Annotated in this window: 10 protein-coding genes; 7 read left to right on the top strand and 3 right to left on the bottom strand. The window is 34.6% G+C overall.

What is annotated here, in order from left to right; genetic code table 11:
• Nucleotides 1–26 precede the first annotated feature (26 nt).
• The 3 genes from arcD to SJY24_RS01830 all read left to right on the top strand — a co-directional run bounded on the left by arcD (nt 27) and on the right by SJY24_RS01830 (nt 3,346).
• A complete protein-coding gene (gene arcD / locus SJY24_RS01840; protein ID WP_377863543.1) occupies nt 27–1,442 on the top strand; it encodes an arginine-ornithine antiporter in 1,416 nt (471 codons plus the stop codon).
• 62 nt (nt 1,443–1,504) lie between these two features.
• Nucleotides 1,505–2,467 (top strand): carbamate kinase, encoded by a 963-nt coding sequence (gene arcC, locus SJY24_RS01835; protein WP_377863542.1) that lies wholly within the window; start codon nt 1,505–1,507, stop codon nt 2,465–2,467.
• Nucleotides 2,468–2,656: 189 nt separating this feature from the next.
• Nucleotides 2,657–3,346 carry a Crp/Fnr family transcriptional regulator gene (locus SJY24_RS01830; RefSeq protein WP_377863541.1) on the top strand — a complete coding sequence of 230 codons (690 nt, stop codon included), beginning with the start codon at nt 2,657–2,659 and terminating at the stop codon, nt 3,344–3,346.
• 782 nt (nt 3,347–4,128) lie between these two features.
• Here SJY24_RS01830 and SJY24_RS01825 read toward each other — a convergent pair.
• A complete protein-coding gene (locus SJY24_RS01825; RefSeq protein WP_377863633.1) occupies nt 4,129–4,551 on the bottom strand; it encodes a nitrilase-related carbon-nitrogen hydrolase in 423 nt (140 codons plus the stop codon).
• A gap of 106 nt (nt 4,552–4,657) precedes the next feature.
• Here SJY24_RS01825 and SJY24_RS01820 point away from each other — a divergent pair, with 106 nt between their 5' ends.
• The 3 genes from SJY24_RS01820 to manA all read left to right on the top strand — a co-directional run bounded on the left by SJY24_RS01820 (nt 4,658) and on the right by manA (nt 9,674).
• The gene (locus tag SJY24_RS01820) at nt 4,658–6,604 is read left to right on the top strand and encodes a BglG family transcription antiterminator (RefSeq protein WP_377863540.1); all 1,947 of its coding nucleotides are present in this window, start codon (nt 4,658–4,660) and stop codon (nt 6,602–6,604) included.
• A 149-nt stretch (nt 6,605–6,753) separates the two neighbouring features.
• Nucleotides 6,754–8,709, top strand: a complete 1,956-nt coding sequence (locus SJY24_RS01815; protein ID WP_377863539.1) for a fructose-specific PTS transporter subunit EIIC — start codon at nt 6,754–6,756, stop codon at nt 8,707–8,709.
• Nucleotides 8,710–8,726: 17 nt separating this feature from the next.
• A complete protein-coding gene (manA, locus tag SJY24_RS01810) occupies nt 8,727–9,674 on the top strand; it encodes a mannose-6-phosphate isomerase, class I (RefSeq protein ID WP_377863538.1) in 948 nt (315 codons plus the stop codon).
• A 911-nt stretch (nt 9,675–10,585) separates the two neighbouring features.
• Here manA and SJY24_RS01805 read toward each other — a convergent pair.
• Nucleotides 10,586–11,386 (bottom strand): CPBP family intramembrane glutamic endopeptidase, encoded by an 801-nt coding sequence (locus SJY24_RS01805; RefSeq protein ID WP_016095252.1) that lies wholly within the window; start codon nt 11,384–11,386, stop codon nt 10,586–10,588.
• A gap of 324 nt (nt 11,387–11,710) precedes the next feature.
• Nucleotides 11,711–12,286: a recombinase family protein gene (locus SJY24_RS01800; protein WP_063219808.1), complete on the bottom strand. Its 576-nt coding sequence runs from the start codon at nt 12,284–12,286 to the stop codon at nt 11,711–11,713.
• A 147-nt stretch (nt 12,287–12,433) separates the two neighbouring features.
• Between SJY24_RS01800 and SJY24_RS01795 the strand changes: the two genes are divergently transcribed.
• Entirely contained in the window at nt 12,434–15,388 is a 2,955-nt protein-coding gene (locus SJY24_RS01795; protein WP_377863537.1) for a Tn3 family transposase, read from the top strand.
• The last annotated feature ends 143 nt before the right edge of the window (nt 15,389–15,531 follow it).

Genomic DNA, 15,531 nt, shown 5'->3' with positions numbered 1-15,531 from the left:
ATTGTGATTAAAGAGAGGTGAGTGTAATGGGTGAAGAAAAGAAATTAGGCTTATTTACTTTAACAGCTCTTGTTGTTGGCTCTATGATAGGCGGCGGAGCATTTAACTTAGCAAGCGATATGGCAAAAGGTGCTGGTGCCGGTGCAATTATTATTGGATGGGTTATAACGGGTATAGGAATGATTGCCCTTGGATTATCATTTCAAAATTTAACCGTAAAAAGGGCAGATTTAGATGGGGGCATTTTTAGTTATGCAAAAGCGGGCTTTGGTAACTTTATGGGGTTTAATAGTGCATGGGGATATTGGTTGTCCGCTTGGCTTGGAAATGTAGCTTACGGTACATTGTTATTTTCCTCACTTGGATATTTTTTCCCCGTTTTTGAAGGGGGACAAAATGTAGCATCAATTATTGGCGCGAGTGTATTACTATGGTGTGTTCACATGTTGATTTTACGTGGTATACAATCAGCGGCCCTTGTAAATTTAGTAACAACAATTGCAAAATTAGTACCCGTTTTTGTATTTATTGTGGTAGGAATCTTCGCCTTTCATATTGATATTTTCTTAGATGGATTTTGGGGACAAGCGGGTTCTTTTTCATGGGGAGATGTAGGTAGTCAGGTTAAGAGCACAATGCTTGTAACCCTCTGGGTATTTATTGGTGTAGAAGGAGCTGTTGTCCTATCAAGTCGTGCTAAAAACCGAAGTGATGTAGGAAAGGCGACTGTCATCGGATTAATTGGGACTCTTATTATTTACATCCTACTTACACTATTATCTCTAGGGCTTATGCAACAAGCCGATGTTGCTAATTTGAAAAATCCAGCCATGGCTTATTTATTTGAAAGTGTTGTCGGAAAATGGGGCGCGATTTTTATTAACTTAGGATTAGTTATTTCTGTATTAGGTGCTTGGCTTGGATGGACTTTACTTGCATCTGAAATTCCGTATTTAGCTGCTAAAGATGACGTATTTCCAAAGTGGTTTGCAAAAGAAAATAAGAACAAAGCTCCTGTAAATTCATTATGGATAACAAATGGGTTAATTCAAATTTTTTTATTAACATTTATAGTTTCCGATCAAGCCTATCATTTTGCGTTTTCTCTCGCTTCCTCTGCTATTTTAATTCCGTATGCCTTTTCGGCATTTTATCAATTTAAGTTTAGTCTACAATCTAAAGAAAATGATCGAACAAAGAATATTATAATTGGTTTAGTGGCGAGTATGTATGGAATTTGGTTAATTTATGCAGCGGGCTTAGATTATTTATTACTGACAATGACATTATATGCTCCTGGGATTTTCATTTTTTACAATGTTCAAAAGCAAACGAGTCCAAAACAAATATTTACTCGTGTTGAACTTGCTTCATCTGTGGCCATTGGAGCTTTAGCATTTTTTGCAATTTATGGACTGATTACAGGTAATATTACTTTTTAAATAAACGGGATGCATTCTTGTATAAGATCTTGTAAATATGAAATCAATTGGAGGGTTGAAAGATGAAAAGAAAAAAAATAGTAGTTGCATTAGGTGGAAATGCTATACAATCTGGGGACGCTACTGCACAAGCGCAACAAGAAGCGTTGGAAAGAACAGCAGAACAACTTACTAAGATTATGGAAAATGATGTAGATATCGTCATTGCACATGGAAACGGCCCACAGGTTGGTAACATCCTATTACAACAAAAAGTAGCGGAAACGGAAAAAACACCAGCAATGCCGTTAGATACCTGTGGTGCAATGAGCCAAGGTATGATTGGATATTGGATGGAAAATGCAATTGAGAAGGCTCTGAAAAAACGTAAAATAAAAAAAGATGTTGCCACCGTTATAACACGCGTTATTGTAGATGAAAAGGATGAAGCATTCGAAAATCCAACAAAACCAATTGGCCCTTTTTATACTGAAGAGGAAGCAAGAAAGTTAATGGAAGAAACCAAAGCGGTATTTAAAGAAGACGCAGGAAGAGGATGGAGACGAGTTGTACCATCCCCAAAACCTGTAAGTATTCATGAACATAAGATCATTAATTCCTTAGTGGAGGATGGAGATATAGTGATTGCTGTTGGAGGCGGAGGAATCCCGGTCATTGAGTCTGAAGAGGGATTAAAAGGAACTGAGGCTGTTATTGATAAAGATTTTGCTGCTCAAAAACTAGCTGAATTGGTAGATGCTGATACGCTTGTTATCTTAACTGCAGTTGATCACGTTTATTTAAACTTTAATAAAACAAATCAAAAGAAATTAGAGGCAGTGACAGTTGATGAATTAGAACAATATATACGGGATAATCAATTTGCCGTAGGAAGTATGCTTCCGAAAATTCAAGCAGCGATTAACTTTGCTAATACAGATCCAAAACGAAAAACAATTATTACCTCACTAGAAAAAGTGTATGAAGCGTTAGAAGAAAATACTGGCACTATTATTTCTAAGCATGATGCATGTGTTTACATATAAGAGACTTTTAAACCAATAAAAAGAATGAAGTGATTTGCTTCATTTTTTTTATGTACAGTATACTTTTTAGTAAGTAACATTCATAAAGTATTCATGAACGTAAAACGATCTCGAAACTAATTATGATAAAATAAATTTTGAAGAGGCTTTCTTGAATTTTTACTCCGGTATACAGAAAGAGGGCGTTTTATGAAAAAGAGAAACGTAGTTGAAGACTTGAAGCAGTTTGAATTATTTGCTCATTTAACGGATAAAAAATTGAAGAGCCTAGCAGAACTTATCTATTGGCGAACCTATAAAAAAGGTCAATTTTTATTTTTAGAAGGTGATTCCAGAGAAAGAATTTACCTTGTATTAGATGGATTTGTAAAATTAGAACGAGTCAATCAAAGTGGGAATTTATTATATGAGGAATATATCAAGCGATTTTCTATTTTTCCTTATGGTGATATGTTTACAGGCAAAGCATACGATTATACAGCTGTTGCAATGACAGATGTAGATGTATACTATATTCCCACTGTAATTTTTGAGAATATGATTCGATCAAGTCGAAAACAGCTTATGTATATTGTTCAACAGTTATCTTCTATATTGAAAGTGAATGAAAGCCGCGTACAAAATATTTCAATTCCAAATGCACAAGATCGTGTCATTCAGGCGCTACATCATTTAATGAATTTTTTAGGAGAACAAGAGGGAGAAGAAATTATAATTTCATGCCCACTTACAACAACCGAAATCTCTAAAATATCTGGGACGTGTCGCGAAACAGTTAGTGGAGTGTTAAAGCAATTAAAAAATGAAAGCATTATCACCGTTCTAGGAAAAAAAATTATCATACATGATCCAACTTATTTTAAAGAAGTTTCAATATGAAAATAGGTTCCGTGACGAATATGATGGCTCTTAAAAACAGAACGATGAATCCTATTAAATGTCTACTGTTAATCCTTAATTAATAATAATTGAAGATTGAATTTCATTTAATTTTGAACAGATTATTTTTTACAATCTACCAATAATAAAAAGAATCATTCTACATACCTATAAAGAAATAAATTCTTTAGTAATTACTAAACATGATAAAGGTGTGCTTATGTAAATATTAATTATCCTTTAATGTATTTAAAATAATTGAAACAATTCCTGTATACCAAGGTTCCTAAATTCTTGTCTTTCTACAGAATGTGAGACATTTAGAAGGACAGGAATTTAGGAACTAGCCACATGTTGTAAAATACTTAATTTCCAATAAAAAGTAGTTCTATTCAAATTGAGTAGAACTACTTTTACATTATTTCATAGTTGTTTTCACCAAAAGAAGTGAGATCATCTGTACAAGTTAAGATCATCGTCGTTTCTTTTCAATTAAATTAATCTTCTCCATATTCATTAATAACAACCGCCATTTGTGTTTGCTCTTGTTGTAAACAAAGTTAGGATTTTTGCATAAGCATGTTTTCAAAAATGAGTATTAGAGGCTGTATATACGATTGTAGAGGTTTCCTGTTTCTATTGTACTTGTGCTGGAATATATCTTTTAGTCTTAAGAGACGAATAAAAAAATCCGCCTCTACGATAGCCCGATCTTCAACTACTACACTCGTTTGGTGAAGAGGGGGGTTACGGTTCTACTTCGTATACTTAAAAACATCCGGTCAAAGATTTTTAAATATGGGGATGTTTTGTTGTTGTTCCTCTATTTTTGCTAAATCAATTTCTACTGTTATGATTGGCTCTTGGCCGTCCGCTTCTTTTACAATGTTTCCATTTGGATCGATGGCCATTGAGTATCCCGTGTATGTGTTGCCGATATGATTTTCATTATTCACATCTCCTACACTGTTACATGCAATAACATAGATACAGTTCTCTATGGCTCTTGCTTTTAATAGTGTTCTCCAATGGTTCAAGTTTGTTGTTGTCCACGGTGCAACATATAAGATGATTTTTGCACCTTGAAACGATGGATAGCATGTAATTTCTGGAAAGCGTAAGTTGTAACATATAATTTGGCCCGCCTTGGTATTGTGAATTTCAAATACATCTGGAACATCATTTCCAGATGTTAAAGTTAGAATTTTAAAATGAATACATATAATTGGAAGTGTCAGTTATAAAGAGAGAAAAAATATCTTGTAAAGTAATGCATATAACATAGAAGTATATAAGAGATAGGTGAAATTTATGAATACAAGACAAAAAGAAATTTTATTTCTACTATTATCTGAACCTAACGACTATTTTTTAGTACAAGACCTTGCGGATCAGGTGAATTGCTCTGAAAAAACAATTCGTAATGACTTTAAAATAATTGAGGAGCACCTTGCGAATTATTCAAGTGCGATTCTTGTTAGGAAACCGGGATTAGGTGTGTACTTAGAGATTGAGGAATATGAAAAGGTGGACTTGATTAATAAACTTTATTGTATTAATAATCGTACAAAGTATGAATCAGATGAAGAAAGAATTCTACAAATTGCTTACAACTTATTAATGAATGTAAAGGCAGTTACTGCACAGGATATGGCATCCCAACATTTTGTAAGTCGGACTACTATAAAAAAAGATCTAGATAGAATTGAAAAATGGTTGCATCATTTTGATTTAACCATTGTGTCAAAACAGAGAGTTGGACTTATTATTGATGGAAATGAAAAGAAAAAAAGAAGAGCATTGGCTAGATTATCAGATTTGATTCGTAATTCAGATCTTACGAATCAATTTATTAAAGAACAATTTCAATATCATGAGGTTGAATTTGTTACGAACGAATTGAAAGTGTTACAAAAACGAAATGCATTATTTTTTACAGATGATACATTTGAAAGTTTATTAGTGCATACGTTGCTTATGGTACGGAGAATGAAACTTAAGCAACCTATTTTAAATGCTGAAAAGGAAATTAAAATACTGAAAGAAACAAAAGAATATATATGGACATTGGATTTTTTAAAACAGTTGGAGTGTGTTTTTTCTGTCCATTTTACTGAGGAAGAAGTTACGTATTTAACAGCTCATATTTTAGGTGGGAAAATCCGTTATCAAGATAAACCAATGCAGGGTAGCACACTTACTGAAAGTAATCCAATTCTTTCAATGGTTATACAGCATTTAGTTAAACGTATGTCGCAGTTGTATGAAATTGATTTCAGTAAAGACGATATTTTAATTGAAGGGTTAACTATTCATCTATATACCGCATTGAATCGTTTAAACTATGATCTTTCTGTCTCAAATCCAATGTTACACGATATAAAAAGAATGTACCCCTATGTGTTTAATGTATTGATACAAGTATTAGAAGAAATAAATGAATCTCTAACTATATATATTCCAGAAGAAGAAGCGGCTTATCTTACTCTACACTTTGAAGCATCTGTTGAACGGTTAGATTACCAGGGAAAATCTAAAAATGTAATTATTGTTTGTCATATGGGAATTGGCATGTCACAGTTGTTACGTACAAAAATTGAGCGTAAATTTCGTCATATCCATGTGATGGACTGTATTTCAAAAGCTGATTTACAAGGTTATATTATGAAACATCGTGATGTGGATCTCGTTATTTCAACTACTACTCTTTCAAGATTAAACATTCCTCATATAGTAGTATCCCCATTATTAGAGGGGCCGGAAGAAAAGAAGCTAGGGGAATTTATACAAAATTGTGATGAGCCAAGTTATAAAGAACAAAAAGACTTTGTTATGCTCAATTATACATCTCCATTTTTAGTGTTTTTACAGCAGGATATACAGCACCCATATGAGCTAATTGAAAAGTTAGCGTATGCTTTGCATAGTAAGGGTTATGTAGATAAAGAGTATGCAGAAAATGCAATCATAAGAGAAAAAATGTCAGCAACAACAATTGGGGCAGGAATTGCAATTCCTCATGGAAATCCGAAATTTATTCAAGAGTCAGTAATTGCAATCGCTACATTAAAGGAACCAATTGATTGGGGAGCAGAGAAGGTATCACTTGTATTTATGCTAGCAGTTAAAAGTGATGGACAAGAGGTAACGAAACAACTGTTTCAGGAACTATCCTTTATAAGTGAGCAACCATCCTTTATTCAAAAGCTTACGAAAGAAACAAACGTAATGAAATTTTTGTCCTTTTTACATAATTAACCAAAAAGTAGAGAATCAAATAACCGTTGTTTGCTTGGGTAAAAAGTTTATTTTTCCGGAAGTTACGGTAAAAAATGAAACTTTTTACGTCTTAATATTGATTTATAGTAAATGTAGGCGCTTAGTAAAAAGTGTGAGGAGGATTAAGAATGAAATTGTTAGCGGTTACATCGTGTCCGAATGGGATTGCCCATACTTATATGGCAGCTGAAAATTTGCAAAAAACAGCGGATAAATTAGGGATCCAAATGAAAATTGAAACTCAAGGTGGAATAGGGGTAGAAAATGAGTTAACTGAACAAGATATTCGCGAAGCAGACGGCATTATTATAGCTGCAGATAGAGTCGTAAATAAAGATAGATTTGTAGGGAAAAAATTGTTGGTTGTCGGAGTGCAAGATGGTATTCGTAAACCAGGAGAATTAATTCAGAAAGTAATCAGCGGAAATGTACCTATTTATCATTCACAGTCAAAAATATTAGAAAATAACCAACAGGAAAGAAAACAAAATCCGATATATCGTCATTTAATGAATGGTGTATCTTTTATGGTCCCATTCATTGTAGTCGGGGGATTATTAATTGCAATTGCGTTAACACTTGGTGGAGAAAAAACACCTGGGGGATTAGTGATTCCGGAGGGGTCTTTCTGGAAAACCATTGAACAAATTGGTGGGGCATCATTTACGTTCATGGTTCCAATACTAGCTGGATATATTGCATATAGTATAGCGGATAAACCTGGACTTGTTCCTGGTATGATTGGTGGATATATTGCAGCAACAGGAAGCTTTTATGGAAGTGAAAGTGGTGCTGGTTTTCTCGGTGGAATTATCGCTGGTTTCTTAGCTGGTTACATAGCGTTAGGAATCAAAAAATTAAAAGTTCCAAAAGCGATTCAACCAATTATGCCGATTATTATTATTCCGGTATTTACTTCCCTTATTGTAGGTTTATCATTTGTATTTATTATTGGTGCCCCTGTCGCACAAGTTTTCGTATCATTAACAGCTTGGTTAGCAGGTATGCAAGGGTCAAGTTCAATTCTCTTAGCATTAATTTTAGGGGCAATGATTTCATTTGATATGGGTGGTCCAGTCAATAAAGTAGCATTCTTATTTGGTTCAGCAATGATTGGAGAAGGAAACTATGAAATTATGGGTCCAATTGCTGCGGCAATATGTATCCCACCAATTGGAATGGGACTAGCTACTTTCATAGGTAAGGGGAAATTTCAAGATTCAGAGAGAGAAATGGGTAAAGCATCATTTACAATGGGGCTATTTGGTATTACGGAAGGTGCAATTCCTTTTGCAGCACAAGATCCACTTCGTGTTATTCCAAGTATAATGGCGGGTTCAATGACAGGTGCGGCAATTGCTATGATTGGTCATGTAGGAGACAGAGTGGCACATGGTGGTCCGATTGTTGCTGTATTAGGGGCAGTAGATAATGTATTTATGTTTTTTGTGGCTGTAATAGTAGGTTCTACTGTGACAGCTGTTTTAGTGAATGTATTGAAAAAAGACGTTTCAAAGATAGAAAAACAAGAAATTGAACAAATAAAAGAAGTATCAGCAACAATAGATGTGCAACAAATGGAGCAAGAAGCGCAAAGCAAACGCGCACAAGTAGAGAAGATGAAAATTAAAAAGCTAACAGATATTACAAATTTAGAATTAATTGAAACGGATTTAAAAGGGGAAACACGAGATGACATCATTGATGAGATGATTCAAAAGTTAAAGCATGTAGGTGCATTGCATTCAGTTACAGAATTTAAACAAGCTATTATGAACCGTGAACAAGAAAGTACTACAGGGATTGGTATAAACATTGCGATTCCGCATGGAAAATCAGATGCTGTTAGGAAACCGAGCGTGGTATTTGGAATTAAACAATCAGGGGTAGATTGGAAGAGCCTTGATGGAACTGAAGCGAAATTAATATTTATGATTGCCGTACCAAAAGAAAATGAGGGAAATCAACATTTAAAAATCCTTCAAATGCTTTCTCGAAAACTAATGGATGACAGTTATAGAGAGCGGTTATTATCCGTCCAAACAAAAGAAGAAGCATACAAGCTACTAGGTGAAATTATATAGAACGGAGGATTATAATCATGACGGAACCATTATTTTTTGCACCTGTTTTTAAAGAAAGAATTTGGGGTGGAACACATTTAACTTCTTTTGGATATGAGATTCCATCAAATCAAACTGGAGAGTGTTGGGCTTTTGCTGCACATCAACATGGACAAAGTATTGTTAAGAACGGAAAGTATAAAGGGCTATCCTTGGGTGAATTGTGGGAAAATCATCGAGATTTATTTGGAAATATGGAGGGGGAGCGTTTCCCTCTTCTTACAAAAATTTTGGATGCCAATCAAGATCTTTCTGTTCAAGTTCATCCCAATAATGAATATGCTAGCATGCATGAGAATGGAGAACTAGGAAAAACAGAATGCTGGTATGTAATCGATTCCACTAAAGACGCAGAGATTATATATGGGCATCATGCGAAAACAAAAGAAGAATTAATGTCTATGATTGAACAGAAAGAGTGGAACCAACTGTTACATCGTGTGAAGGTGAAACCTGGAGATTTCTTCTATGTGCCGAGTGGAACTGTCCATGCAATTGGTAAAGGGATTTTAGTATTAGAAACACAACAAAACTCTGATACAACCTATAGATTGTATGATTATGATAGAAGAGATTCTGATGGGAATTTACGTGATCTGCATCTTGAAAGGAGCATTGATGTAATAGAAGCTCCATTTATATCGAATCAGTTAACGGTTAAACATGAAAAAGTAGATGATTTGAGTATAACTAACTTTATTAAATGTCCATATTTTTCAGTGACAAAATGGGAGTTAAATGGACTAACTAGTTTAGAACAACAAAAAGAATTCCTTCTTGTTAGTGTAATACAGGGTGAAGGTGAGTTAATTAAAGAAGGGGAGCACTATTCCTTTAAAAAAGGAGACCACTTTATAATACCTAATTACTTTGGAAGATACGATTTGGTAGGTAACTCTATATGTATTGTTTCAGGCATATATTAAATTTTATAATTTTTATATAACTATTAATAAATGTATTGTTTAAACACAAATTAACCAGTTCTTGATTTTGAGGAGCTGGTTAATTTGTGTGAAGAGTATTGATTTTAAAATCTTTTTTATTACCTGCAACATTTAGTATTCATTTTCTTGTGCTTTGTTACTTGAGCCATAATGTAACTTAAACTATATAATGGCCAATTATTAAATCATAAATTGGCCAACTATCAGCTTGTTTTTAATAAATTTCATAACATATCTTAATTCTTATTAACCATATAATGTTCAAAACTTAATTATTTAATCGTATAATGACCAAAATGTAAAGTGATAATAAAGTTATTGAATTTTGTTATGAAATATATATAAGCCTTGCACATTTTATTGTACTAAGGCTCTTTAAAGTTGTTTAATTTCTATCCATTTAATTGCATTTTGCACTCAAAAATCAATAATAAATTTATTTAATCCTTATTGGGGTAGCGTCAGGAAAATGCGAATTTACAACGTTAAGGAAATTTCAATATTAAAAAGCCTAATTTCTCAATTTAATGCGAAGAAATTAAGCTTTTTTCATTACTCAATTAAAGCGCCCTTTAATGGAATAACTAAAATAGGATCTCTATCCTAAAATCACTTCTTTTTCAACTATAGCACCCGTTTTAAGAAAAGCCGCCGAAATGGCAGCCAGATTTTCCACAAAAGCTACCCGTTACTTTAAGTACAACATTTCACAATCTTATACATTGATGTTAATCACATTTCTTTCAGAAAGGGGAATTATAGGTTAATTTGCACCCCTGTTAGATAATGGGGGCTATTCATGTAGTCGTGGCTTGGCCACTCCTGCAAAGACGTTTCGTTTATGTAAACGGCTATTCAACAAACTGGAATTTGACGAACACGGATTATGCTTATACTATTCGCCTGTTCTTTTTGTTGTATATCACAACGGTTACAATTGAAACAAGAACAATCACAGCATTTGCGGCAATGGTTCCCGCCCAAGTCATAGTCATGGTGCCGAAGATGGGGGATGCCGCATTGAACATGGTGTGGAATAATACGCACATAAACACACGGCCTTTCCCTGATATTTTGTAGATTGCCCCGTTGAAAAACCGAAACGCAATGAGTTGAACTGCAAACATCCAAAAGTTAATGAGTCCCTCTCCGTGATTCGTCCCCGGAATGAAGAAGAGAGGGATATGCCATAAAATCCAAATGATTCCAACAAAAACAGAAGACAAAACAAAACCGTATTTTTTGTCAAGCTCAGGCTGCAATATGTACATCCAGCCAGCTTCCTCCAAGCCACCGATAAAAAGATTACCAAGCAGGGAAAGGAAGAACGTATAAAATGGAAGCACCATTTCCGTGCGGCCTGAAACTGCAATATGTATCAAAAAATACAGTGCAAGTCCTGCAACAACGAACAAATAGAGAGATATGCTATTTTTGACATAAAAAACAGTTCTCAACCATTCCTTGAAACCTGCTATTTTGTTATTTTTCTTTAGAACGATATATGAAGCAATAGCGGGCGACAAAATATAGATTGCAAAAGGGATATTCATCCCGAATTGCTGTAACGAGTGAACCCAATTGTGAACCGAATATCCGAATTGCCCAAGAGCAATCAAAGCACCTGACACAAGATAGGCTATGCAAAATGTCAGCATCGTAAATTGTACTGTGATTTTTTTGTCTGTCATAATTTCTTCACCTCACATTTTAAAGTATACATTAAATTTTAACGGATTGACGCTTTGACTTTTATCACCTAATGTTTGCTTTCTGCCATCAAAGTTGCGCTCCGCACAAAATATAAATAATCTCCATTACAAATTCTAATTTATCGACTTGTTTCTAAGCCCAATTATCGCACTATTTCGTGGTACAGTTATTTTTTCGGTACTTCATTACTTCCCAACTTATTAAACTAAACGACTGTTCGTTAAGTACATCTCTTCTCAATCTTCACGAAACAAATAAAAATGTTATTCCACAATCTGGCCCCTTAACGGAATAAGGAATGATTATTGTTTCCCTTCTGATAGCTTTCTATATAATGAAGCCCTAGACACATTTGTAATTTCACAAATTTGATTTACAGTCATACCTCCTTCTTTATATAGCTTTACTGCATAATTCATTCCTGCGTGATTTTTATGATATTTCTTTAACCGGCCTTTAAACTTGCCTTCTTTCTTAGCCAGCTCAATCCCTTCACGTTGACGCATACGGATAAGATCTCGCTCTAATTGATTAACACCAGCCATTACCGTAATTAAGAATTGACTGTATGGATTATCTTCTGATAAATCTAGCCATGAATCCTTGAGTGATTTTAAGCTTGCCTTTTTACTTCGTATTAAATCAATCAATTCAAATAAATCCTGCGTACTTCGAGTGATCCGAGTTAAGTCTGTAACATAAATAATGTCACCTTCACCTAAATCTTCTAACATTTTTTGAAGTTGCTCACGATTCTTCGTTGCTCCAGAAACTTTTTCCTCAAAAATAATATTCATTCCTATTTCGTTGAGTTGCTGAAATTGCCTTGAAGGATTCTGGCTAGTCGAACTGACACGTATATAACCGATTTTCCGCAAAATATCACCTCGTTTTCGAGACAAGTCTTATGAGACGCTCTTAACTATGATTTTATCAGTCTGCAACACTTGTATCAATAGAGTACACTCTATTGATATATAATTAAACTAATTAACTGAATAATTACAGAAATGAGATGATACTGTATGAAAATGGCGAGAGGTAGAGAATTGCTTACACCGGAACAGCGACAAGTCTTTATGCAAATTCCTGAAGATGAGTGGGTGCTAGGAACCTACTACACTTTTTCCAAACGAGATTTAGAAATTATAAATAAGCGAAGGAGAGAAGAAAACCGTTTAGGATTCGCCGTTCAATTAGCCATTCTTCGGTATCCCGGTTGGCCGTACACTCATATCAAAAGCATCCCAGATTCAGTCATACATTATATATCGAAACAAATCGGTTCTACTCCATCTTCGCTTAGTCTTTATCCTCAAAGAGAAAATACACTTTGGGATCATTTGAAAGAAATTCGTAATGAATACGACTATGTAACTTTTACTCTAAAAGAATATCGAATGACATTTAAGCACCTTCATCAATTAGCTTTGGAAAATGGTGATGCCATTCATCTACTACATGAATGCATAGATTTTCTAAGAAAAAACAAAATCATAATGCCTGCTATCACTACACTTGAAAGAATGGTGTGGGAGGCAAGAGCAATGGCTGAAAAGAAGCTATTTAATACGGTTAGTCAATCTCTGTCAAATACGCAAAAAGAAAAACTTGAAGAGATCATTCATCCATCCGAATCTAATAAAACTATATTGGGGTGGTTAAAGGAACCACCGGGTCATCCTTCACCCGAAACATTTCTAAAATTAATAGAACGACTTGAATATATACGGGGAATGGAATTAGAAACGGTACAAATTAGTCATTTGCATCGCAATCGCTTGTTACAGCTATCTCGCTTAGGTTCAAGATATGAGCCTTATGCATTCCGTGACTTTCAAGAAAATAAACGTTATTCGATATTAACCATCTATTTATTACATCTTACTCAGGAGTTAACGGATAAAGCTTTTGAAATTCATGATAGACAAATACTCAGTCTCCTATCAAAAGGCCGCAAGGCTCAAGAGGAGATTCAAAAACAAAACGGTAAAAAGCTGAATGAGAAAGTTATACACTTTACGAACATCGGACAAGCTTTAATCAAAGCAAAGGAGGAAAAATTAGACGTTTTTGAGGTTTTAGAATCCGTTATTGAATGGAATTCTTTCGTCTCTTCGGTGGTAGAAGCTCAGGAGCTTGCACGTCCTGTCGACTATGATTATTTAGACTTACTACAAAAACGATTTTATACACTTAGAAAATATAAGCCAACGCTATTAAGGGTATTGGAATTTCATTCTACAAAGGCAAATGAACCACTTTTACAAGCTGTGGAGATTATTCGAAGAATGAATGAATCTGGGAAGCGAAAAGTACCTGATGAATCACCTGTGGACTTTATCTCGAAGCGTTGGAAAAAACACTTATATGGGGATGACGGTACAATTAATCGTCATTATTATGAAATGGCTGTTTTAACAGAACTAAGGGAACATGTTCGTGCTGGTGATGTATCCATTGTGGGCAGTAGACAATATAGAGATTTTGAGGAATATTTGTTTTCGGAAGATACATGGAATCAAACGAAAGAGAATACGAGGTTATCAGTTAGTTTATCATACGAAGACTATTTGACAGAGAGAACCAGCAGCCTTAATGAAAGACTGAAGTGGTTGTCTGCCAATTTTAATAAATTAGATGGGGTTTCTCTTGAAAAAGGAAAACTGTCAATTTCACGCTTAGAAAAGGATGCTCCAGAAGAAGCAAAGAAATTTAGTGCAAGTCTTTATCAAATGCTACCAAGAATAAAATTAACCGATTTACTTATGGATGTTGCATATATAACAGGATTTCATGAGCAATTCACTCATGCTTCTAATAATCGAAAACCAGATAAAGAAGAAACAATTATTATCATGGCTACCCTTTTAGGAATGGGAATGAATATTGGATTGAGTAAGATGGCTGAAGCCACACCAGGGCTTACATATAAGCAACTAGCCAATGTGTCTCAATGGCGCATGTATGAAGACGCAATGAATAAAGCCCAAGCCGTATTAGTAAATTTTCATCACAAATTACAATTGTCTTCCTATTGGGGAGATGGTACAACTTCTTCGTCAGACGAAATGAGAATGCAGCTAGGTGTTTCATCACTACATGCAGATGCAAACCCACATTACGGAACTGGAAAAGGAGCCACCATCTATCGATTTACGAGTGATCAATTCTCTTCTTACTACACAAAAATTATTCATACTAATTCAAGGGATGCAATTCATGTTTTGGATGGTTTATTACACCATGAGACGGATCTAAACATCGAAGAACATTATACAGACACAGCTGGTTACACAGACCAAATTTTCGGATTAACCCATTTATTGGGATTTAAATTTGCTCCAAGGATAAGAGATCTATCGGACTCAAAATTATTTACAATAGATAAAGCAAGTGAATATCCAAAACTAGAAGCTATTTTACGTGGACAAATAAATACAAAGGTCATTGAAGAAAATTATGAAGATGTTTTGCGATTAGCCCATTCAATAAGAGAAGGAACAGTCTCAGCATCCCTTATTATGGGGAAATTAGGTTCTTATTCAAGACAAAACAGCTTAGCTACAGCCTTACGTGAAATGGGGCGAATAGAAAAAACAATCTTTATTCTTAATTACATTTCGGATGAATCTCTAAGAAGAAAAATACAAAGAGGATTGAATAAAGGAGAAGCCATGAATGGACTGGCAAGAGCTATTTTCTTTGGAAAACAAGGAGAGCTTAGGGAACGAACCATACAGCATCAATTGCAAAGAGCCAGTGCTTTAAACATAATTATCAATGCCATCAGTATTTGGAATACCTTACATCTAACAAAAGCAGTTGAATATCAAAAACAGTCAGATAGTTTTAATGAAGAATTATTACACCATATGTCACCTCTAGGTTGGGAACATATTAATTTACTTGGAGAATACCATTTTAATTCAGAAAAAATGGTCTCGTTAGATTCTTTAAGACCATTGAAACTTTCTTAACGTTGTTAAAAATGGGGGAATCGGCTTGAAAATGGGCTTAGCGTTGTAAATCCGCATTTTCCTGACGGGACCCCTTATTGAACTAAAGCACCTGTTAGTTGAAGAACAACAAAATGAACTGACAAGCAACAGATATGGAAATT

This window comes from Bacillus sp. R86525 (assembly GCF_042466195.1).
Taxonomy (GTDB): Bacteria; Bacillota; Bacilli; order Bacillales; family Bacillaceae_G; genus Bacillus_A; species Bacillus_A nitratireducens.
This window is presented reverse-complemented; position numbering and strand designations above follow the sequence as displayed.